The sequence below is a fragment of the Mesorhizobium sp. M1348 genome (genome assembly GCF_040317925.1).
Taxonomy (GTDB): Bacteria; Pseudomonadota; Alphaproteobacteria; order Rhizobiales; family Rhizobiaceae; genus Mesorhizobium.
This window is the reverse complement of sequence record NZ_JAMYLH010000011.1, coordinates 14,187-35,775: the sequence shown is the minus strand read 5'-3', so window position 1 is coordinate 35,775 and position 21,589 is coordinate 14,187. Positions and strand designations below refer to the sequence as shown.

Sequence of the window (21,589 nt, the reverse complement as noted above, 5' to 3'; positions counted from 1 at the left end):
GATTGGCTCGGCCGGCGGTTTGCGAAACAGGCGAACTGACTAACCAAGCGTCCTTAAGGGAAGATCAGGGCATCATCAGAATGATCGATGAAAAGATTGGGGCGGGGGGCGATAAGTGACCCTAATCTTAGCGTGGGCAACTCATGTCTTCGGCATATTTGGGATCAGAAATCGCGGATCAGGATCTAGCGGTGGATTGTCAGACAGCGACCTCCGATAATTGGTCAAGTGTCTCACAATACGCAATGGATCAGGGTGGTCCCGTACTGCGCCCATTTCAAAGATTGGGCGCCGATTTTACCAACATTGCCGCCTTCGAGCACCTGAGAAGTATCGTCCGCCAGTACCCCGACAAGCTTGCAATCAGCGACGGCGCCAATCGTCTGACCTATTCCCAGCTTCTCCGGTCAGTTGAGACGCTGTCCTACCAGATCGCGGCGGCCGTCCCAGACGGACAGGCGATAGGTATTCTTCAGGCCAACTCGGCCTGGTATCCCATCGCCATGCTCGCAAGCATGACGGCTGGACGGCCTTCGGTGCCACTGAACGCGCGAGATCCTAGCTCGCGGATTCTTGAAATCGTGGCCGGGGCGCGGCTCTCAGCTGTCCTGGGCGAGGGCAATGTCCGACCCGACGGTTTGCCTCACCGGGTCAGTTGGATCGATGTGTCGACCAGTGCGGCCTCGCAGGCTGGGCAAGTGCCTCAGTCTTATTCCGTATCTGTCGATGCGCCCGCCATCGTGCTTTATACGTCAGGAAGCACGGGCCGGCCCAAAGGCATCGTTAACAGCCAGCGCAGCTTGCTGTGCCGGGTCCAGCAATATGTCGATGCATGCCACATCAACTCGGATGATGTTTTCCTGCCATTGACCGGACCCGCCACAATCGCGGGGTGCCGGGAAATTCTTGCAGCCCTTCTCACCGGCGCCACCTTGCATCTGGTCGAAGTCGAAGCGATCGGCTTGCGCGCCGTTCAACGCCTGGTGCGTTCCGAAGGCGTGACAATCACCTATCTGGTGCCGGCGCTGCTTCGCGCTCTCATGGCAGACGGACCTGCTGAAGCGTTCCATTCACTTAGAGTCGCCCGGATCGGTGGCGAGAAGGTGCCCTGGACCGACATCGCCCTGCTGCGCAAGGCCGTCTCCGATACGTGCCTCATCCAGATCGGTTACTCGTCAACCGAGACCACCGGCGCGCAATGGTTCCTGCCGCGAGACTGGCCGGAGCATGGAGATTCGGTTCCAGTTGGCTGGCTGCTGCCTGGAATCACCTTCGCAATTGTCGACGAAACGGGCCGCTGCGTTCAACCGGGCCGCAGAGGAGAGCTTCTGATCAGGAGCCCGTATGTCTTGCTTGGCCATTGGGAGGACGGGGCGGTTTTCCCGGCGACATCAGACCCGGACGATCCAGGCCTTCGGATTTTCGCGACAGGTGACCTCGTTCGACTTGATAATCAAGGCCTACTGCACATCGTCGGTCGCAAGGGGCGCCAGGTAAAGATCAATGGTCGACGCGTCGAGCCAGCCGAACTCGAACGGGTGCTGCGTTGCGCACCCTCTGTTGCGGATGCTGTGGCAATCGTGGCTGCGGCGAATGAGCTGGTCGCCTTTGTTGTTCCTCGGGGCTCGGCCGAAGTGACCTTTTCGGACGAGCTTCGCCAGCTTGTCAGGACCAATCTGCCGCCGCCGCTGCGTCCCTTGCGGTTGCACACGATCGCCGAGATTCCGCGTCTGCCGAGCGGCAAAGTTGACATCACGACACTTGCAGAGATGGATCTTTCAGCCAGAGAGACAGCAGCGAGCGCGCGACCGCTCGAGCCGCGGGGCAAGCTGACGGCGCAGCAGGTCGTCCAGCGGGCATGGACCAGCATTCTCAATACGCGCGTGGCGGCAGGGCGCTGGGATGACGCCGGAGGAGATTCGCTGAAGCTGCTGCACTGCGTCATGGAAATCGAAAGCGCCATCGGGCAGGAACTCGGTCTTGAGGCCTTCACCGTCGGGATGAGCCTGGACGAAATGGTCAAGGCGGTCGTATCTGCCCAGGCAGGCGATCAAAGCGCGCGCGCCGAGAAGCACAACCCTCCCATTCTTTTTCTGTTCCCGGGATCCGTCGGCTATGGCCCGAGCCTTGCTGCCTTTGCAGCAGCGATGGGCAAGGTCACCCGCGTTGCCCCGATCAGGTATCCGGCTCTGGCTCTAATACTGCGCGGACAAAACAGCCTCGCCGACATGGCCGATGCCGCCGTCGAGCAGATCCGCCGCGCTCAACCGTCGGGTCATGTACGACTTCTCGGCCATTCGCTCGGTGGCGCTGTCGCTTTCGAAGTTGCGGCGCGGCTGCTGGCCGCCGGGCGAACCGTAAAGTTCCTCGGCATCCTCGACACCAGCCTCGTCGGCGAGCGAAGCGCCTACTTGGAGACGTTTACGCGCACATTCAATCGAATCCGGACCAACCGCGTATCTGCTTACCGGATGGCTTGCCGCGCCCTCGCGAAAGTCGCCGTGAAAATGCGGCGAGAGGCGCAACTGGTCCAGCTTCTCGATCGCTACGCTCAGGGACAGTTCAATGCGACGAGCTTTAGAACCAAACTGGAACTGCAGGAGGTTTTGCGGGCACGGGCCTTCTTCCAATGGCTGACAGAGCCGAAGCCGGCGCTGCCGATCACCGGCACCCTGTTTCGCTGTGCTCGACCCGGAATGACTCTGGCCATCGGCTGGGATCGCGTTTTCGCCCATCTGGACGTGATTCCGATCGTCGGCACCCACATCGATCTGGTCATAGAGCCTCACCTCGCCACCAACCGTCCCCTTATCGAGAAAGCGGTGGCGCAGACCTATTCGCCAACCGAGTCTCGCAAACTGGAGTACAAGTCATCGACCTGACCTCAACATTCGGCAAGGACGCGCTGGTGCTCGACGCTGGCGCTGAAGTCGATCGCATCGTCCAGATCTTGCGCCAGCAGGTCTTTGGCACGCTGCGACGTCGAGGGGTGGTTGTCGGCCTCTCAGGCGGCATCGACAGCTCAGTCGTCGCGGCGTTGTGTGTTCGCACCTTTGGGAAAGACAAGGTCCTCGGGATATTCATGCCGGAGCGCCATTCCTCCGGCGACTCGCTAAGGCTCGGCCGCACTGTTGCCGCACAGCTTGGTATCGATACGATCCTGGAGGATATAACGCCGGCCCTTGAAGCAATCGGCGCCTATAGACGGCAGATCGAAGCAATCCAGACTGTCGTTCCCGAATATGGGGACGGCTGGAAATGCAAGCTGGTGCTCGCCTCGGTTCTCGAGAGCAACGGTCTCAACATCACGCGCCTCACGGTTCAGGACCCTGAAGGCAAGACCGACACGGTGCGTCTGCCGTCGGCCGCCTACCTGCAGATCGTCGGTGCAACCAATTACAAGCAGCGCCTGCGCAAGATGACCGAATACTACCATGCCGACCGCCTCAACTACGCGGTAGCGGGCACGCCGAACCGCCTGGAGTACGACCAGGGCTTCTTCGTCAAGCAGGGCGACGGAATTGCCGACCTGATGCCAATCGTTCACCTCTACAAGACCCAGGTCTACCAGTTGGCCGAATATCTTGGGGTGGAGGAAGAGGTCCGGCGCAGACCGCCCACCACGGACACCTTCTCGCTGGCGCAGAGTCAGGAGGAGTTCTACTTCGCGCTTCCTTATTATCTGATGGATCTGTGCCTCTACGGCTTGAACCACGGGATTGCCAACGAAGACGTCGCTGAGGCCACCGGCCTCACCGTGGTGCAGGTTCAGAAGGTTTTCAAGGATATCGACAGCAAGCGGCGCGCCGCACGTTATCTTCACGCGCGGCCGTTGGTGTCCTCTTCAATGGGCGAGGGCTAGGCGATGTGCGGCATCGCCGGAATTGTGTCGCTGAGCACCGCCGCGGCGCCCCCGTCCCGGGATGCGCTGATGCGCATGGTGGGCGCGCTGGCGCATCGCGGCCCGGACGAGCGCGGCCTTTACCGGGACAGACGTGCCGGATTGGCGCATGCCCGCCTGTCCGTCATCGATCTCGCGAGCGGCCAGCAGCCACTCGCCGGCGCGGGCGACACAATGTGGATCGTCTTCAACGGCGAAATCTTCAATTACGTCGAGCTGCGACAAGACTTGGTCGCGCTCGGCTATCGCTTCCGCACACGCAGCGACACCGAGGTCATCGTCCATGCCTATCATGCCTGGGGCGAGGCCGCCTTCGAACGAATGAATGGGCAGTGGGCAGTCGCCATCTGGGACTCCGTGGCGGGTCGTCTCGTCTTGTCGCGGGATCGGTTCGGCATCTGCCCGCTGCACTTTTGCGAGCATGGCGGGCGGCTTTACTTCGCCAGCGAGGTGAAGGCCATTTTCGCGGCCGATGCGGACATACCCCGCGCCTTCGATCCAGCCGGCATCGATCAGACTTTTACACTTTGGACTGTCGCGCCGCCACAAGGCGTGTTTGGAGGAGTAAGCGAACTCACGCCGGGGCATGTCCGCATTTATGACAGCGGCGTCGTTCGCGAGCGGGCTTTTTGGAAGCCTGGCTATCCAGAGGTTGGCGCACCCGGCGATGATGAATTCAGCGGCTCGCTTGATGACGCGGTGGAGGAAGTGCGCAGCGCCCTGGAGGCCGCGACGGCGCTCAGGATAGTACGCGCCGACGTGCCGGTCGGCTGCTATTTGTCCGGCGGGCTCGACAGCTCACTGGTCACCACGCTGGGGAGACGCTTCGCGGGCGAGCGCTTCCAGACCTTCTCGCTGCGTTTTGCCGACGCCGAGTATGATGAGACGCATTTCCAGCGCCTGGTTGCCGGCGTGGCCGGCAGTGACCACCATGAGGTGGTTGTTTCGCGCAGCGATATCGCTGGCATCTTCCCTGAGGTGATCTACCACACCGAGCGGCCAATCCTTAGGACCGCGCCGGCGCCACTGTTCCTGCTCTCGAGACTGGTGCGCGAGCATGGCATCAAGGTCGTGCTGACCGGCGAAGGGGCCGACGAAATGTTCGCGGGCTACGATTTGTTCCGCGAGGGCAAGGTCCGCCGCTTCTGGGGACGCCAGCCCGCCTCGACGCGACGCTCCCGTTTGCTGGAGCGCCTCTATCCCTATCTCAGCCGCTCGCCGGTGCAGCAGCAGGCGATGGCACGCCAGTTCTTCGGGCGCGACATCCACGCCTGTGACGCGCCTGGTTTTGCGCATGGCACGCGCTGGCGTACCACAAGCGCCATCAAGCGGCTGTTTTCGGCAGACATGCGCTCCCAAACGGAGCGCCGCAACGCCGTGTCCGAGCTGCTTGCCCGCCTGCCACCGGAGTTTTCGCGATGGGGCTCTCTTGCGCAGGACCAGTATATCGAGATCCAGACGCTGATGTCGGGATACCTGCTTTCCTCACAAGGGGACAGGATGCTGATGGCTCATTCCGTCGAGGGGCGCTTCCCGTTCCTCGATCATGAACTCGTGAGGCTCGCGAATTCGCTTCCGGCCGCCTACAAGCTGCGCGTGCTCGATGAAAAGCATGTGCTGAAGCGCGTGGCGCAACCGATCGTGCCGTCGGAAATCGTCACCCGCAAGAAGCAGCCTTACCGGGCCCCCAACGCGCTTTGCTTCGTCGCAGATGGCGCTCCGGCCTATATTCGCGAGGCACTTTCGGAGCCGGCGCTGCGCGAAGCGAACGTCTTCGATCCTAAGTCGGTTACCCGGCTCCTGAGCAAGTGCCAGGCCAGCGCCGGCGGCGGCGACCTGTCCAACTCCGACAATATGGCGCTGGTCGGGGTGCTATCGACGCAGCTTCTCCATCAGCAATTTATCGCGAGCCGTCCAAGTGGGGCTCGCACGCTCAAGCTCAGCATCGATATCGACCGCGTGCATCGCGAAGAGGTGCTCGCGTGATGCATGGCGCCGTACCGCTCCTGCACGACTATCTCACCCACTCTGCCAGCCGGCTCGGCGGCAAGGTGGCCCTGGTGTGCGGCAACCAACGTGTCACCTATGGCGATCTCGATATGCGCTCGAACGCCATAGCGCATAATTTGACCGAGGCCGGAATCACACGTGGCGATCGGGTGGTGATTTTCGCCGACAACACTGTCGAGGCTGTCGTTGCGTTCTGGGCGGTGCTCAAGGCCAACGCCGTGGTGTGCATCGTCAATCCGCTCACCAAAAGCGACAAGCTTGATTATCTGCTCAACGATTGCCGCCCGACGGCATTGATCACCGACAAACACCTGCACTCGATTTTCAGGGAGCCGGCGCGGAATTGCCCATCGTTGCGCCGCATGATCGTCTCCGGACCGATCGAACGCAACGACCTGCAAGAACTGCCGCATGCTGTGCGCTGGGATACTGCGGTCGCGCCAGCCCGCAGCACGCCGCCCGCGCGCCGCTGCATCGATATCGATCTCGCTGCGATCATTTATACGTCCGGCTCGACGGGCGAACCCAAGGGCGTGATGCTGACGCACCGAAACATGATTGCCGCGTGCGCCTCGATTTCCTCATACCTGGCGCTTGCCGAAGACGAGGTGATCCTCAATGTCCTGCCGCTCGCCTTCGACTACGGTCTTTACCAGATGATCATGGCATTCGGCGCCGGCGCCCGGCTGGTGCTTGAACGCTCGTTCGCCTTCCCGGCGCAGATCCTTGGGCTGATCAAGCAAGAGAGGGTGACGGGTTTTCCCGGCGTACCGACCATCTTTGCCACACTCGGGGAGCTCAAGTCTCTCAGGGATCAGGATTTTTCGAGCATTCGCTACGTCACCAACACTGCGGCCGCCCTGCCGCTCAAGCACATTCTCCTGCTTCAGGAGCTGTTTTCTGGCGCCCGTATCTATTCGATGTACGGCCTTACCGAATGCAAGCGCTGCACTTACCTGCCACCGGACGATCTGGAGCGAAAGCCGTTGAGCGTCGGGATCGCCATCCCCAACACGGAAATGTGGATTGTCGACGAGCATGACAGGCGGGTCGGCCCCGGCGTCGTTGGTCAGCTCGTCATCCGCGGAGCGACGGTGATGAAGGGCTATTGGGGCAAGCCGGAGGCGACAGCCAGGAAGCTCAAGCCCGGCCCGCTGCCGGGTGAGCAGGTCCTGTACACGGGCGACTACTGCCGGATGGACGCCGAGGGCTACCTCTACTTTGTCGGTCGCGGCGACGAGATCATAAAATCGCGCGGAGAGAAGATAGCGCCGAAGGAGGTGGAAAACGTGCTGATGAACATTGCGGGCGTGCGGGAAGCCGCGGTCATCGGCGTTCCGGACGAGCTGCTCGGGCAAGCAGTGAAGGCGTTTGTCGTGATGGAGCAGGGAAGCATGATCGGTGAAAAGCAGTTGCAGAAAGAGTGCCAGAGACGGCTGGAAAACTTCATGGTTCCGAAGTCCATCGTCATCGTACCCAGTCTGCCGATGACCGACACGGGCAAACTCAAAAAAACGGCCCTGTCATGAGTCGGTACCAGGGCGAAGTTGATCAGCATTCATCTTTTGTACCGGAGGCGAAATCAATGTTATCTACCAAGGATAGAACCGATACCTGCAGCGAACAAATTCGCGCTTTCCTGGCCTCGAATTTCTATATAGCCGATCCGGAGAGCCTGGAGAGCGACACCTCGCTTCTCGACCAGGGCATCGTGGACTCGACGGGGGTGCTCGAGGTTATCGGCTTCATCGAGGAGACCTTCGGCATCACGGTCGAAGACAGCGAGTTGCTGCCCGAGAACCTCGATTCCATCCAGGGAATTGCGCAATACGTCATGCGCAAGAGAAACTGATTCCCGAAACCTTGCAGCTCTGTTTCAAGTCCCCGGCCGTTAAGCCGCGACAGCGTGTCTGAAGCCTGCCGCGACTGCAGTGCTTATGCCTGCGCTTTTGTGTGTCCCACAACCACCCTGCCCTCGCCCGCTGGATTGGTAACTGCCCGGATACTCTCATAAGCCTTGGAACGCTCGAGCAAACTCATGACCTGTCGGTCCTGGCCAAGCCCGACCTCGAAAAGCAGGATGCCTCCGCGCCGCAAATATCGCGGCGCCTCCTTGAGCACCCGCATATGGATGCTCAGGCCGTAGGGGCCGGCTGCGAACGCTTCACGCGGCTCGAGTTCGACCAGATGCGAACGGTCGCCCTCGAGCCGTTTTTCGGAAATGTAGGGCGGGTTGCAAACGATCACGTCGATCGTGCCGTCAAGCTCCAGGCCGGAGAAGGCGCTGAATAAGTCGCCCTGAAGCACCGTTACCCGCTCCTCCATATCAAGATGGATGACGTTGCGGCGCGCGACCTCCACGCATCCGTCGGTAAGATCGCTTGCCCACACGCGCGCGGTGGGAGCGTGGTGTGCGATGGCGCACGCCAGATTACCCGCGCCACAGCACATGTCGACAACGCGAGGTACCGGCAAGTTCAGTTGGCTCAGAACATCGAGAGCGGCCTTGCCGAGCAGTTCCGTTTCCGGCCGAGGAACAAGCGCACCGGGCGAGACCAGCAATTGCAATCCCATGAAGGTGCTGCGGCCCCTGCCATAGGCATCGGCGACATTGATCTCTTCGCTCACGACACTCGCCTTCCCGTTTTAGCCGGCGTTGGTGGCCGACAATGGCGTACCGATGAAGTGTATCTCAAAATCGTTTAACTCTCGATCGACAAAATCAAAACCCATCGCTCCCCAGACGCTTTGAAGCCTTGATGCTACGAAGATGACCATAAGCTTCTGCGCCGTGTCATGATTAGGAATATCTCCTTACTCGACCCGGTTATCCCCAGCCTGGCGAGCCAGTTGCCGAATTCTCAGCCTGGCGTCACGATTTTGCTACATTTTAATCAAAGAAGGCACGTATGTAAGCAATTCGTAATGTTCCAGCAGCGGGGCGGAGCTGCTGCTTCCCGGAAGGTTAAAGTTTGTCCCTCATCGAAAGAACCGACGAGATTGCGCGGCAATTTCGCGTCAACGAGCGCACATCATGAAGTCAACCAAAGGGCGCTCGCTCGATCTACGCTCCGCAATGTTCGGCTGTGTGCATGGCCTCGTTGGCGTAGGCGTTTTCTCCGGATTGATAAATATCCTCGCCTTGACCGGCTCCGTCTACATGCTCCAGGTCTACGACCGCGTGCTGCCTTCGCAGAGCGTGCCGACTCTTATCGGATTTACAGTCGGGATGCTGGGACTTTACGCGGCCTATGGGCTCCTCGATTTCGTGAGGCTTCGCCTGTTAGTCCGCATCGGCAGCCGCCTGCATAAAAATCTTCAGCAAAAGGCGTTCGCAGCCTCGCTTTCCCTGCCCCTCGTCGCCGGGCCGGATGCGAACCGGGTACACCCGCTTCGTGATCTGGACCAGCTACGTGGCTTTCTTTCCGGACTGGGGCCGACCGTCTTATTCGATGCTCCCTGGATACCATTTTATATGGTGGTCATCTATCTGCTGCACCCGGCGCTTGGTGTGCTGGCAACGCTCGGCGCATGCGCCGTTGTGTTTTTGACGGTGGTTGCCGAGATCATCGGCCGCAAACCCGCGGCTCGTGCATCTGAAACACTCGTAGCACAGCGGCTTCTGGCCGATTCCGGCCGCCGCAACGCAGAGGTTGTTCAGGCGATGGGCCTGTCCGCTCCGCTTAGCCGGCGCTGGAACGAGGTCAGTCATCTTTATCTGAAGAACCAGGAACGGCTTTCCGACGTCGTCGGCGCAGCGAGCTCACTGTCGAAGACGCTTCGAATGGCCTTGCAATCATGTGTGCTGGGGCTTGGTGCCTACCTTGTGATCGGGGGCGAAGCCTCGCCGGGCGTGATCATCGCATCGTCCATTTTGCTGGGCCGCTCACTGGCGCCGGTCGATGTGGCCATCGCAAACTGGAGGGGGTTTCTGGCAACCCGCAAAAGCTATTCCGAGCTGGCGGCAGCACTGGATGCTTTTGCTGGCCAGCAAGAGACAATGGAGCTGCCGCGCCCAAAGGCGGAGCTAGCGGTCGAAGAATTGACCGTCGCGCCACCAAGTCTGCAGAAGCCAACCATCTTCAATGTAAGCTTTCGCTTGGCGAGAGGCGCAGGGTTGGCGGTCGTCGGCCCGAGCGGCTCCGGCAAGACCACGCTCGTGCGCGCTTTGGTCGGGGCATGGAAGCCGCTTCGTGGCACGGTAAGATTGGACGGCGCCTCGCTCGATCAGTGGAATTCAGAACTGCTCGGCATTCATATTGGCTACCTGCCACAGGACGTTGAGCTGTTCGACGGGACGATCGCCGACAATATTTCGAGGTTCGGTGGCAAAAGCGACGCAAAAGGCGTGCTGGCAGCTGCCAAGGCTGCGGGCGTGGACAAGATGATAATGCGTCTTCCGCAGGGTTTTCAAACACGCATCGGAGAAGGCGGCGCGGCCCTTTCGGCTGGGCAGAGGCAGCTCGTCGGGCTTGCCAGGGCACTTTACGGCGATCCATTCCTCGTCGTTCTTGACGAACCAAATTCCAATCTGGATGCAGACGGCGATGCTGCTTTGGCCGGCGCAATCCTGGCAGTGCGTCAGCGCGGCGGTATCGTGATCGTCGTTGCGCATCGCCCCTCCGCTCTCGTCAACATCGATCAGGTACTCGTCCTGTCGAACGGGATGCTCCATTCGTTCGGCTCGCGTGAAGACGTTCTGGCAAATGTGATCCGGCCCTTCCCGCGTCCGGACAAGCCAAACATTGTCGTTCCGCTGCAGCACGGTGCAAGCGGGCATGCGTGAGGTATTGCTTAGTGTCTAACGTGACCATGTCGTCGTATGCTGCGGTTGGCGGCGAAGTCCAGCCGACCGGGGCGAAGCCGGAGTCGGATGGCATTCGAGCCAATCTACCCTGGGGTAATCTGGTCCGGAGCCTGGCAGCGAATTGTCGTTCCGCCGCACAAAGGTGCAGCCGGGCATATGTGAAGTATCGCTCTACTGTTACCGTGTCGTCATACGTCGCCGCCGGTGGCGAGAGCCGTTCGTTGGAGACGAAGCCAGATCCGGATGGAATCCGGGCCAATCTGCTCTTGGGCCTGGCAACCAGCTTGCTGTTGATCTTTGGCGGAGGGCTCTGGTTGGGATTGACCAAGATTGCCGGCGCGGTGATTGCGCCTGCGACTGTGGTCGTCGAAAGCAACATAAAAAAAGTCCAGCATCAAACCGGCGGCACCATCGGCGGAATCTTCGCGCAGGACGGCGATCATGTGAAGGCCGGCGACGTGTTGGTCAGGCTGGACAACACCTTGACCCGAGCAAACCTGCAGATAATCACCGAGGATCTCAATCGCGCCACCATTCGTCTGGCCCGACTGGAGGCCGAGCGCCAGGGTCTGCCGGAAATGCAGATCCCGCCCGACCTTCGGGCTCAAATGGGTGACCCGCAAGTGGCGGCACTTGTCAGTGGCGAGCGTGCCTTGTTTGAAAGTCGTGCTGCGGCGCTGGCTGGCCAGAAGGCACAATTGCAAAGCCGCGCGAAGCAGCTGGAACGTCAGATCGATGGCCTCAAATCGCAGCAGTCTGCGACGGACGAGTCTCTGGATCTGCTGACCAAGAACCTTGCAGATGTTGAATCTCTCTACGCAAAGAAGTTGGTGTCCAAGGAGAGGTTGAGCAATGTCAGCCTGGAGAAGACCCGGACTCGCGGCGAATCGGGACGCCTTGTCGCAGCGATAGCGGAGGTACAAGCTCACATCAGTGAAACGGACCTGCAGGTGCTTCAGCTCGACGAACAAATGCGGAGCGACGTGACCAACGAACTTCGCGAAACGGAAGCCAAGCAGACCGAGCTCAGCGAGCGCAAGGTGGTGGCCGAAGACGAACTCGGCAGGACAGACATTCGTGCCCCGCAATCGGGCACGGTACAAGAATCCTCGGTCCACACCGTCGGCGGCGTGATTGGCGCTGGAGAGGTGCTCATGATGATTGTGCCCGATTCCGACAACCTTGTCGTCGACGCTTCGATTCCTCCGTCGCGTATCGATGAGATTCATCCCGGACAGCAGGTGTCGATCCGCTTTCCGGCGTTCGACGCCGGCACCACACCTGCTTGCGAAGGCTCAGTCAACCGCGTCTCAGCAGATCTGATCAAGGATCAGCAACGCCAGCTTTCCTATTTTTCGGCGCGCATCGACGTCGAGAATGAAGCGACCTGCCTGACAGGAGACAAAATACTCAAACCCGGCATGCCCGCCGAAGTCCACATAAGAACCGACGAGCGCAGTGTCTGGTCCTACTTGATGAAGCCTCTTACCGATCAGTTTTCCAGAGCCTTCAGGCAGTAAAGGGGTTGCCAAACTCAACCGGCAGTGCGGCGGCCAATTGGATCGGAGCCCGGCCGATCGCTATCGGGTCGCCGCGTTTTCGAGAGCGCTGCTGAACCTGACCTCGATCGTGTCTCCCGGCATGACCTCGGTGTCTTCTTGGGCCGGCTGTTTCCGCCATTCTTCGTCGACTTTGCGAATGATCGTGACCTCGGCCTGGATCCTTTCGCCGGCAACCGGCAACGGCAGGGCGGCAGCTCCCGTAGGCTGCAACTTCTGGCTCGCGGCGCGAAGCCTTGCGCTGACGTCGGCAAGACGCACATTGGTATCCTTCAGCTCGGTCAGCAGACCGATCCTTCTTTGGTTGTCATTGCGTTCGTGCTGTCTGGCAAAATCGTCCTGCTGACGTCGTGCTCTCATTAGTTCAACCGAGGTTTCGAGTGCCCGGCTGGAAGAGAGCACCAAAGCGCGCCGGACATCGGCGAGCCGGGTATTGGTTAGATTTCCCGACTCAAACGCTTTTCTTACGCGCGCCAGCTCGTCTTCGTCCGCCTTCACCCCATCCGCTTCGGCCTGCTCGCGCTCGAGCAAGGTCTCGGTTTGTGCAGCAGCATCCTTGCCACTTTTATCGAGAAAGCTCTGCTCTTTCTGGAAATTGTCCAACGAGAGCTTCAGACCTTCTGCTTCGGCCTGCGCGATCGCCGACGCAAAACTTGCCGGCAAAGGCGACCCTTGTGGTGGCTGCATGTCGAAAGTCGACTTACCCTGAAGTTCGGCGCGGATACGAGCGCTGTGAAAATAGTCTCTCGTGTATTCCCCCCAAAGCGACTCATAATCGCGCCGCAGATCCACCGGATCGGGGCCAACCTGGTTTGCCCGGGACCGCAAAAGGCTGAAACCACCTGACACGGCGATCGCCTGCCGCACGGTCATCAGCGGGCGGTAGGCCTGCTGTCCGGGAGTGAGCACGTCGCCGGTCACATAGATCGGCCTGTACTCTGCAACCACGGCGGTCACGTCTGTCGGCTTGATGACGATCATTTGCTCCCGCCCGTCAGGCAGCCGCTGGTGGAATATCTTGGTTGGCAAGATCGTCTGCATGCGTGTCTGCAATTCGGCCGGAGTCAGGCCGCCCACCGAAACCATCCCGACTTCGGGAAGCGCGATCGTGCCGTCCATCTGGACCACCGCACGTTGCGTTCGCTCAGAGATGGAGGCAATTCCTATCTCGACGGTATCGCCCGCGGAAAGTCGATAAGCAACCCGCGCTTCCGCTGCAGCGGCCGTTTCCACGGTAGCCAGCATACCGAGCACGACAAGAAGGATTCGATTAACGAGGACCATTGGCGGCAATCTCCTTCTGGTTCGACCGCGGCTCTTCCGGCCAATCGAGACGGGTGATGAATTCGTAGACCGGCCCGCCAGGCACACCCCAGTTGCTCGACCAGATTACCTGAGAGCCGTCGGGTGACGGCGAGGCATGGGTTTCGCTCCAATAGTCGGACGGGACGTTGTGGGTTTGCGTGACCCGTCGAACCTCACCGCTGCCATCGAGGCGCAGCGCGATCACCTCTCGCGCATATGGCGCCCAGTCGGGATTGGCAGAGATCTCATCGGGATTGCCGCCATAGCTCACGAACACCCAGCCGCTCCTGTCCAGTGCCCGCACGGACGCATGCTCGGCTTCGCCAAACTTCATAAGCGAGGTGACCTTCCCGTCGACCAGTCTCCTTTTGATGACGTGATATTTGTCAGGGTCGGATTTGCTGATGCCCACGAAAACTTCGCTGCCGTCTTCATCGACCGTCATATCGCCATGGCCGGGCCGATGATGGTCCGTCCATCTCTGCCGCAACGTCCCGTCGACGGAGAAAACAGCTCGCTGTTCTGTGTCTTCCTTCACGTTCTGAAAGCACAGGATGTTCGCTCCGAGCGGGGAGATCGAGCAGGCGCTGACGGTTCCGGCAAGCTGGGCAAGATCGATGTCCGGAAATTTCCGGCGCTGCTTGAGATCATAGGCAAAGGCAACCATCGCACCATCGCCACGGATTGCGCGCACTGCTATGCGATCGCCGTTACGGCTGGGATTGCCTTTGGACGGCCCGAACTGAAGATCATGGTAATTCGGCGACACGAACAGCACGTCTTCGCGATTGGTCCGCGGCGCCCAGGTCGAAATTTTCCGGTCCTGAACGCAAATCATCAGATCGGCATTTTGCGGATGCCATTCGCATTCAGCCGATCGAGCGCGACGGAAAAGCGGGACATAGGTCTGCCCGTCGAAAAAGCACATGCCATTGCAGCCGTTGGTGATGACGAGGAGACTCTGGTCTGAATTCCACGCCTGGGAGCTGGAATAACGGTGGCTGCAAAATTTTTTCTCGCATACGACGCCATTGCCAAGAGCGCCAGGCTTGGTAATGCGCATGAAAATTGTCCCGAAGGCTGGATCCGTCGCGGGTTGGAGATAATCGGGCAGATCCATCATCACTGGCGCGACAAACTGTGTAGGCGCGCTGTCTTGCCGGCCGCCGGCCGTGGACAAATCCAACGACAAGGCAGCCGCAATCAACAGTGGAGCCAACCCACGCGGGCGAAAGGTCATGTCATGTAGCCCATTTCGTGTCGCACTCGGCCTTCGCTGAGGCGCCCTTGCCACCATCCGATGGTCCGCTCCAAGCCTTCGCGCAGGCTGGTCTGGGCGCGCCATCCAGTCTTGCTTTCGAGGAGCGAAGAATCGGCCAGCAAGGCACGCACCTCGGAATTCTGCGGCCGAAGGCGGCGCTCGTCGCGGTGAATCGGTTTCTTGCAGCCACTCAACTCGATCACCAGATCCAATACGTCCGAGATCGTCACAGCGCGCTGGCTTCCGGCATTGTAGGCATGGCCAAATTCGAGCTCGGCCGAACCTGCGGTCAAAAACGCCGCCGCAGTGTCTTCCACGAAAGTAAGATCGCGGATCGGGCTTGTGTCTCCCACCATGATCGCCGGGCATTTTTTGTCGAGAGCCTGACGTATGATGGTCGGCACGATGGCCCGCTCACTTTGGCGTGGGCCGTACGTATTGAAGGGCCGCATGATAACCACGGGGATGTCAAACGATCGGGCGTAGGACTCCGCCATCATGTCCGCACCGATCTTGGATGCCGAATATGGTGATTGTCCCTGCAACGGGTGGGATTCGCTGATAGGCATTGTCAGCGCGGTGCCATAAACCTCGCTTGTCGAGGTGTGCACCACACGCTCAGTCTCCCATTGACGCGCCGCTTCGAGGACGTTGACCGTGCCCAGGATGTTGGTTTCCACATAGGACTGGGCGGCCGCATACGAATACGGGATAGCGATCAGTGCGGCGAGATGAAACACGACCGCCTGGCCACGCACGATCCGATTAAGGAACGCGCTGTCGCGAACATCGCCGCGGATGAGGTTCAGCTGGCTTCGTATGGTGTCCGGTAAATCGTCCAGCCAGCCGTGGCTGTCGAACGAATTATAGAGAGCCACCGCCGTGACGTCGGCACCGCTACGGACGAGTGCTTCGGTGAGATGCGAACCGATGAACCCATCGGCACCCGTAACCAGAACTTTCCTGCCCTTGTATGCCATGACCCAAGCGTTCCCCCTATGACGTGAGGCACTGACTTTGCAAATCCACGAGAGCGCGGATGTCCCGCCTGCTCTCAAGTTCCGATCGGCGGCGGCGAAACGACGCCAAGCACCGCCAGCAGCCCGCGCACCATCCACACGACATCGGAGACGATTGTGCGCTGCGGATAATAGGAAAGGTCGAGCCTGGCTTTCGCAGGAAACAGAACCTCGCGGTAGAACAGTAGCGGGTCCACGGATCCCGGATAAAAATGCGCTTCATTCCGGAAGAGGACCTGGGCTGGACCCAGCAAGCCTGGCTTGTATTGTAAAATACCCTCGAAGCTCCCGCGAAAACAATCGGCGAAGACAAGGCTCTCCGGGCGGGGCCCGACGATTGCCATCTCGCCTCTGAAGACGTTCCAAAGCTGCGGCAGCTCGTCGAACTTGGTGGCGGCGAGGAACCGTCCTACCGGCGTCATGCGGCTGTCATAGGCCATGGTCAGCGCCAAGCCACCGGGATCGCATTGCACGCTGAACTTGCGGAACTTGTACATGCGGAATGGGCGAGCACCGGCCCCGACGCGGGTCTGCGTAAAGAAGATGGGCCGACCACCTTCCAGCAGCAGCGCCACGGCAATCAGCAGCATCAGCGGAGCGAAGACGATCGCCGCGGCCGCAGCAACGACGAGATCAATTGCTCGTCTCACAGACCCATGGGCGGCGCTCGAGACGTTAGGCCGGTGAATGGCTAGGTCCAGGGCATTCATGCGGCTGTTCCTGTCTGGGCGCAACTGTTAACCGCTGCGGCAAGAGCGACAACCACCGTTTCGACCAAAGGTGCTGTGACCTGCGGATGCAGCGGTACCGTCAGCTCGCGCTGCGCGAAATCTTCAGTGCGCGGTAAATGAGTACCGGGAATAAGCTCACGATAGAGCGTCATCTGGTGCACCGGCGGGTAGTGGATAGTGGTTTGTATCCCTTGCGCGCGCAGTGCGTCGATGACGTCTTGCCTGTCGGCGTAACGTGGCAAAAGGATAGGCATGATGTGGTAGGCCGACGTCCGCGGCTCGTGGAACGGGATGGTCACGGCCGGGCAATGCTTGGCTATGAGACGGCGATACAGCATGACCAGGATACGCCTGATCTCATTCCACTCCTGCAAATTTTGCAGCTGGACCAGTCCGATCGCAGCCCGCAATTCATCCATGCGATAGTTGAATCCGAGCATGGTGACATCATACTGAGGGGTGCGGCTGTTCAGCCTTTGACGTGTCCCGGTGGTCATCCCATGTCCACGCGCCTGGCGGATTGTCTCGAGCAGACCGGCATCCCTGGCGATCACAGCCCCGCCTTCCGCCGTGGTCATGTTCTTGTTGCCGTAGAAGCTGAAGGCGGCCGCGGCACCAAATGTCCCCACCTCCTTCAAGCCCGGCGCATGCGCCGCGTCCTCGACGATATGCAGCCCCCGGGCACGGGCGAACCTCTGCCATTGTTCCCGATCGGCGAGGTAGCCGGCGAAATGGACGAGAATGATTGCCTTGGTGCGGGTCGTGCATTTCGCTTCGGCTTCCACGATCGACATCAGCGGCACGTCGGCTGACTCGATGTCGACGAAGACCGGCGTCGCACCGACATAGAGGACCGCATTCGCGGTCGCCACGAAAGTCAAGGATGGCACCAGCACCTCGTCGCCCGGTCCGATACCAAGTGCGTGCAAAATGAGATGAAGTGCTGCGGTACAAGAGCTGACCGCGACGCAATCCTCCGCGCCATGCACGTCGGCAAAAGCTTGTTCGAAGGCTCGTACCTGCTCCCCCATGGTCAGCCAGCCGCTGTCGATGACCTTGGTCAAAGCAGTCTTCTCCGGCACACCCAAGATCGGGGCACTGACCAAGAGCATCACAACCTCCTAGACTGATAACTGTGGGACCGAGCTCGTGATTTCGTCATGCAGCCGTCGCAGTGACCTCGATCGACGCCGACTGGTCTTCCCAGGAAATGGTCTGTGCGTTCTGAAAGTCGTCGACGCGCCCGATATCGAGCCAGAGACCCTCATGCTTGTACACGTGCACGGTCGTGCCGTTCTGCATCATCTGCAGCATCAGGTCGTCGAACCCAAAGGGTATGCCGGATGGGATAAACTGCAGAACGTCCGGGTTCATGCAGTAAATTCCCATGCTGACCAAATGCGAGAGCGTCGGCTTTTCGCGAAAGACCTGCACGGTATTGTCGACTTCGTCGATGACGCCGAAATCCATCTTGATCAGGCGACAGGCTGTTGCGATCGTCACTGGATCGGTGTGCTTACGGTGCGCTGCTACAAATCGACTGAGGCTTAGATCCGTGAGGACATCGCCATTGAGAACGATGAATGGCTCCGTCAGTTCATCCCTGATCAAAGACAGCGGCCCGATGGTGCCAAGCGGCTCCATCTCCTGCGTATATCGAATTTTCAGGTTCCACTGCGAGCCATCTCCACACACGGTGCGGATCAAGTGGCCGAGATACCCGGTTGTAATATAGACTTCCTGAATACCGTTGCGTCGCAACCATTTCAGTAGCATCTCGAGAACCGGCCGTGCGCCGATCGGCATGAGCGGCTTCGGCAAGACCGAAGTGAAGGGGCGGAGGCGTGTTCCCATTCCTCCACATTGAATAACCGCTTTCATCCTGGTCCTCCCTTGTTCATTCGGCCTGAACGCTGTCGTCACGGGCCGGCTATCCTGCCCTGGTCAGCACCCGGGAAACGCGTTCTTGTCCCCTCAGAAGAACCGGTGAGATTTCCCGTAGAAGACCGGTGAGATTTCCCCACTGTCCCCTGATCCGGACATTGCATCTGGATGGTATGTGGCCGTCAGGGTGGATGTCGTCGTGCATTCGAATGGTAACAATTCAGCCGTTTTGCTGTTCTATGTCTTTAGACCTATAGCAGTGCTGAACGACCGACCGGTCTGTCAGCTGTCCAAAAGGTCAGAACGTATGTTCGATGACGTTCGGCGGGTTTCGCTCATAAGGGGCAAAAAAAAGAGGAGCGTTTCCCGTCATTTAAGATTATATTAGAAATCTGGCGTTTGCGGTGTTCGGGGTGCCGCAGCGTCGGCTGGATGAATCGACGAGTGGATGGCCACGACTTTCAGGCCATCACCGTTCAATCCATTCAGATAGGCGTTGGGGTAGTTCAATGTATCGAATCGTCATCGCCGACGATCACGGCTTGTATCGTCGCGGCTTGCGATTGGCACTGACCGCAGGCATTCCAGGTGTGGAGATATTTGAAGCGTCTTGTTTCGACGCGGTGCTCAGTTTGCTGGCCGAGCAATCGTTCGTGGACCTTGCGATCCTGGACCTGAATATGCCGGGCCTGTTCAATCAAGAAGTGCTCGGCGGGATTCTGTCTGCCTATCCGGACACGCGATTTGCGATCGTTTCGGGAAACGATTCGCGCTCGGAAATACTCACGGCTCTGTCGATCGGGCTTCACGGCTACATCGTAAAGTCCCAGACGGACGAAGAGGTTGTTTTGGCCGTCAACGAAATCCTCTCCGGCCGCATCTATGTTCCTGCACTTCTGTCACGCTCGGGTGCAACGCAAACAACCCACGCGCATACCCATTCCGACGACAAAAGCCCACAGAGGCGTACCGCTGGCGTCAACCTTGGCAGGCTGACCTCGAGGCAAAAGGAAGTCCTCAAGCTGATGGCGGAAGGCTATTCGAACAAGGAAATTGCGCGCGATCTGGAAATCGCGGAGGCGACCACGAAAATCCACGCTGCTGCGGTTCTGCGTGAGTTGGGGGTACGCAATCGGACCGAGGCTGCCGTTATGCTGAAGACTTGGCTTTCGAGACATGCCAGCTAGAACGCCGCGCGTCCTTTTGGACGTGCAAACGGCGTCCCAAGACTCCTCATGCATATTACTGCATATCCCAATGCCGCGGCGCAGCTTTGGGCCAACGACATTCTTGGAAGGAACCCTGCGCATCTCAAAGGCCGCTCAGCGACCCGCCTTTTGATATCTGCTTTCCGATTGGAGCACTGCACTACGAACCGATTTCCTTGCGTGACAGCCGCAGCGAATACCGCAACCCTTGGTCCGATATCTCCAGCTTGGGAGAGTGACCGACAAGCGGCGATCCATCCACTCCGATTATCATGGAACCGAAGCCATGACGGACTACGCTTGAGGTCCGCCGCCGCCCTGATTCCACCCACTCGAACACAATATCACTGCCTGTGTCTTCAGGTGCGAACGTCCAGCTTACGTCGATTCGGCCTTTTGGATCGCCAAGCGCTCCATATTTCATGGAATTGGTGGCAAGCTCGTGAACGATCATTGCAAAACTCTCGGCGGCGCCTCCCGACATCGCCACGGAAGGACCGCTGACCGATATGGCGCGTGTTCCCATATAAGGGTGCAACTCTTGCGCAACGAGATCGTTTATCGCCCCCGATACGCTGCCGTTGCGTGAAAGGAGCAGATGGGTTGCCTCGAGCGCGCGTATCCGGTCGATCAGCATTTCCTTGTATTTGGCGACGTTGTTTCCGGGAACATCGACCATCTTCACGAGCGCCGTGATCACCGCGAAAACATTGCCGAATCTATGACGCTGTTCGAGCATGATCCGCTCCCGCTTCTTTGCCGCGGCGCGCAGCAGCATGGTTTGTCGTCTCTCGCTCAGGTCGGCAGCCACTCCAAGCCGCTGTCCACCATCGTCATGTCTTTCCTCCCTTCCGCGCAGGGCAACCCAGCGGATATGTCCGTCCGGTCGGCGGACGCGTATCTCAACATCGTAATCCGTGACCGATGGTGCGGACTTTCTCGATGCCGCCAGCTTTGGCCAGTCCGCCGGATGAACGACAGCTGATAGTTCCTCTAAACGGCGGCGATTGGCGTGGGCCAGGCCGAGAATGTCCCAGAACGTGTCGGAGCCCGTGACTGTCCCGTCTTTAAGGTCGATCCGCCACGTGGCCAAGCGTCCAGCAGACAGGGCGAGGTCGAGCCATTCCTTCTGAGCCCGAAGCGCTTCGTGAGCAGCTCGTCGGTCCGAAATATCATCGACCACCACGAAGATACTCTCCGAAAGAACCCCCTCGGGCACGGACGAAGAAAGCGTTAGACGAGCCCAGAATGCCGTACCGTCCTTTCGTGACAGACGCACCTCCGAAACGAACGAAGAAATGTCATTGCCCAGCCTCGCCAGCAATTGCGCCAAGGTGTGCCGGTCGTTCGGATGGGCGAGCGTATCGAGCTGCAATTGGGCAAGCTCCTCCTCCTTGTACCCGGTCATCTCACAAAGGCGTTTGTTGGACTGCAGCAACTCGCCTTTCTCGTTGGTGTTCGCGAATCCCATGGCAGCACGTTCGAAGGCCCAACGATAGCGGCTTTCGGTCGCTTCGACGGCAGCGAGCCTGGCCTCGGCGACTTCCAGCAACTCACGCAAGTCCTGCCGAAGGCGATGGAACGTCATGGCAATCACCCCGCCCGAAACCAGAAGCAGGATTGCGCGTGCCCAATCTCCATTTGAGATCTGATCGTGTCCTCGTGCCCACAGGCCGACAGCCACCATCAGAATGGTCGCAGCGAGCGCAGGTACGCGATCTTCGAGATAGGCGATAATAATAATAGCCGGAACAAATTCCAGAAAACTGGCGCCTTGCCCAATATAGCCCGACGATTTTATTTCAAATATCAGTGTGGCAGCTAATACCGATGCAGAGGCAATATGAGTTAGCAATCTGCCTGACGGGTTCGAATTCGACCTGCGCGACTGCGAGCTCATGGAC

At 59.5% G+C, this 21,589-nt stretch carries 16 protein-coding genes; 8 read left to right on the top strand and 8 right to left on the bottom strand.

Features of this window, described 5'->3' with window-relative positions; translation table 11 throughout:
• Positions 1–143 precede the first annotated feature (143 nt).
• From NKH13_RS19255 to NKH13_RS19235, 5 genes are read left to right on the top strand one after another with little or no spacing between them, the layout of a single operon-like run.
• Entirely contained in the window at positions 144–2,882 is a 2,739-nt protein-coding gene (locus NKH13_RS19255; RefSeq protein WP_502914574.1) for an AMP-binding protein, read from the top strand.
• On the top strand, positions 2,879–3,862 hold the full coding sequence (gene nadE / locus NKH13_RS19250) for an NAD(+) synthase (protein WP_352913966.1): 984 nt from the start codon (positions 2,879–2,881) through the stop codon (positions 3,860–3,862). The genes NKH13_RS19255 and nadE overlap by 4 nt, the downstream gene beginning before the upstream one ends.
• 3 nt (positions 3,863–3,865) lie before the next feature.
• Positions 3,866–5,887: an asparagine synthase (glutamine-hydrolyzing) gene (gene asnB, locus NKH13_RS19245; protein ID WP_352718019.1), complete on the top strand. Its 2,022-nt coding sequence runs from the start codon at positions 3,866–3,868 to the stop codon at positions 5,885–5,887.
• Positions 5,887–7,440 (top strand): class I adenylate-forming enzyme family protein, encoded by a 1,554-nt coding sequence (locus NKH13_RS19240; RefSeq protein WP_352718274.1) that lies wholly within the window; start codon positions 5,887–5,889, stop codon positions 7,438–7,440. Before asnB ends, NKH13_RS19240 begins: the two co-directional genes overlap by 1 nt.
• Positions 7,441–7,496: 56 nt before the next feature.
• Positions 7,497–7,763, top strand: coding sequence for an acyl carrier protein (locus NKH13_RS19235; RefSeq protein ID WP_292653750.1), 267 nt, complete (start codon positions 7,497–7,499; stop codon positions 7,761–7,763).
• Positions 7,764–7,846: 83 nt separating this feature from the next.
• Here the strand turns inward: NKH13_RS19235 and NKH13_RS19230 are convergent, their stop codons facing one another.
• Complete coding sequence (locus NKH13_RS19230; protein WP_292653749.1) at positions 7,847–8,539, bottom strand: N5-glutamine methyltransferase family protein; 693 nt, start codon at positions 8,537–8,539, stop codon at positions 7,847–7,849.
• Positions 8,540–8,945: 406 nt separating this feature from the next.
• Between NKH13_RS19230 and NKH13_RS19225 the strand changes: the two genes are divergently transcribed.
• Together NKH13_RS19225 and NKH13_RS19220 are read left to right on the top strand one after the other, a co-directional pair.
• On the top strand, positions 8,946–10,697 hold the full coding sequence (locus NKH13_RS19225) for a type I secretion system permease/ATPase (RefSeq protein WP_352718016.1): 1,752 nt from the start codon (positions 8,946–8,948) through the stop codon (positions 10,695–10,697).
• A 242-nt stretch (positions 10,698–10,939) separates the two neighbouring features.
• Positions 10,940–12,238 (top strand): HlyD family type I secretion periplasmic adaptor subunit, encoded by a 1,299-nt coding sequence (locus tag NKH13_RS19220; protein ID WP_352913715.1) that lies wholly within the window; start codon positions 10,940–10,942, stop codon positions 12,236–12,238.
• Between the two features lie 60 nt (positions 12,239–12,298).
• On the opposite strand, the gene NKH13_RS19215 is transcribed toward NKH13_RS19220, so the two are convergent.
• The 6 genes from NKH13_RS19215 to NKH13_RS19190 all read right to left on the bottom strand — a co-directional run bounded on the left by NKH13_RS19215 (position 12,299) and on the right by NKH13_RS19190 (position 18,474).
• The gene (locus NKH13_RS19215; protein ID WP_352718013.1) at positions 12,299–13,561 is read right to left on the bottom strand and encodes a polysaccharide biosynthesis/export family protein; all 1,263 of its coding nucleotides are present in this window, start codon (positions 13,559–13,561) and stop codon (positions 12,299–12,301) included.
• Positions 13,548–14,822: a hypothetical protein gene (locus NKH13_RS19210; RefSeq protein ID WP_352718012.1), complete on the bottom strand. Its 1,275-nt coding sequence runs from the start codon at positions 14,820–14,822 to the stop codon at positions 13,548–13,550. Before NKH13_RS19210 ends, NKH13_RS19215 begins: the two co-directional genes overlap by 14 nt.
• Positions 14,819–15,823, bottom strand: coding sequence for an SDR family NAD(P)-dependent oxidoreductase (locus tag NKH13_RS19205; RefSeq protein ID WP_352718011.1), 1,005 nt, complete (start codon positions 15,821–15,823; stop codon positions 14,819–14,821). Before NKH13_RS19205 ends, NKH13_RS19210 begins: the two co-directional genes overlap by 4 nt.
• Positions 15,824–15,897: 74 nt before the next feature.
• Positions 15,898–16,572: a sugar transferase gene (locus NKH13_RS19200; protein ID WP_352467096.1), complete on the bottom strand. Its 675-nt coding sequence runs from the start codon at positions 16,570–16,572 to the stop codon at positions 15,898–15,900.
• Positions 16,569–17,705 carry a DegT/DnrJ/EryC1/StrS family aminotransferase gene (locus NKH13_RS19195; RefSeq protein WP_352467095.1) on the bottom strand — a complete coding sequence of 379 codons (1,137 nt, stop codon included), beginning with the start codon at positions 17,703–17,705 and terminating at the stop codon, positions 16,569–16,571. Before NKH13_RS19195 ends, NKH13_RS19200 begins: the two co-directional genes overlap by 4 nt.
• A 46-nt stretch (positions 17,706–17,751) precedes the next feature.
• Positions 17,752–18,474 carry a nucleotidyltransferase family protein gene (locus NKH13_RS19190; protein ID WP_023675619.1) on the bottom strand — a complete coding sequence of 241 codons (723 nt, stop codon included), beginning with the start codon at positions 18,472–18,474 and terminating at the stop codon, positions 17,752–17,754.
• A gap of 512 nt (positions 18,475–18,986) precedes the next feature.
• Here NKH13_RS19190 and NKH13_RS19185 point away from each other — a divergent pair.
• Positions 18,987–19,664, top strand: a complete 678-nt coding sequence (locus NKH13_RS19185) for a LuxR C-terminal-related transcriptional regulator (RefSeq protein ID WP_352467094.1) — start codon at positions 18,987–18,989, stop codon at positions 19,662–19,664.
• 181 nt (positions 19,665–19,845) lie between these two features.
• On the opposite strand, the gene NKH13_RS19180 is transcribed toward NKH13_RS19185, so the two are convergent.
• Positions 19,846–21,585 (bottom strand): sensor histidine kinase, encoded by a 1,740-nt coding sequence (locus tag NKH13_RS19180; RefSeq protein ID WP_352467093.1) that lies wholly within the window; start codon positions 21,583–21,585, stop codon positions 19,846–19,848.
• Positions 21,586–21,589: the final 4 nt, after the last annotated feature.

Coding starts and splice junctions, on each gene's coding strand:
- NKH13_RS19255 (WP_502914574.1), top strand. CDS start 144: ATGTCTTCGGCATATTTGGGATCAGAAATCGCGGATCAGGATCTAGCG.
- asnB (WP_352718019.1), top strand. CDS start 3,866: ATGTGCGGCATCGCCGGAATTGTGTCGCTGAGCACCGCCGCGGCGCCC.
- NKH13_RS19240 (WP_352718274.1), top strand. CDS start 5,887: ATGCATGGCGCCGTACCGCTCCTGCACGACTATCTCACCCACTCTGCC.
- NKH13_RS19235 (WP_292653750.1), top strand. CDS start 7,497: ATGTTATCTACCAAGGATAGAACCGATACCTGCAGCGAACAAATTCGC.
- NKH13_RS19225 (WP_352718016.1), top strand. CDS start 8,946: ATGAAGTCAACCAAAGGGCGCTCGCTCGATCTACGCTCCGCAATGTTC.
- NKH13_RS19215 (WP_352718013.1), bottom strand. CDS start 13,561: ATGGTCCTCGTTAATCGAATCCTTCTTGTCGTGCTCGGTATGCTGGCT.
- NKH13_RS19210 (WP_352718012.1), bottom strand. CDS start 14,822: ATGACCTTTCGCCCGCGTGGGTTGGCTCCACTGTTGATTGCGGCTGCC.
- NKH13_RS19205 (WP_352718011.1), bottom strand. CDS start 15,823: ATGGCATACAAGGGCAGGAAAGTTCTGGTTACGGGTGCCGATGGGTTC.
- NKH13_RS19200 (WP_352467096.1), bottom strand. CDS start 16,572: ATGAATGCCCTGGACCTAGCCATTCACCGGCCTAACGTCTCGAGCGCC.
- NKH13_RS19195 (WP_352467095.1), bottom strand. CDS start 17,705: ATGCTCTTGGTCAGTGCCCCGATCTTGGGTGTGCCGGAGAAGACTGCT.
- NKH13_RS19190 (WP_023675619.1), bottom strand. CDS start 18,474: ATGAAAGCGGTTATTCAATGTGGAGGAATGGGAACACGCCTCCGCCCC.
- NKH13_RS19185 (WP_352467094.1), top strand. CDS start 18,987: ATGTATCGAATCGTCATCGCCGACGATCACGGCTTGTATCGTCGCGGC.
- NKH13_RS19180 (WP_352467093.1), bottom strand. CDS start 21,585: ATGAGCTCGCAGTCGCGCAGGTCGAATTCGAACCCGTCAGGCAGATTG.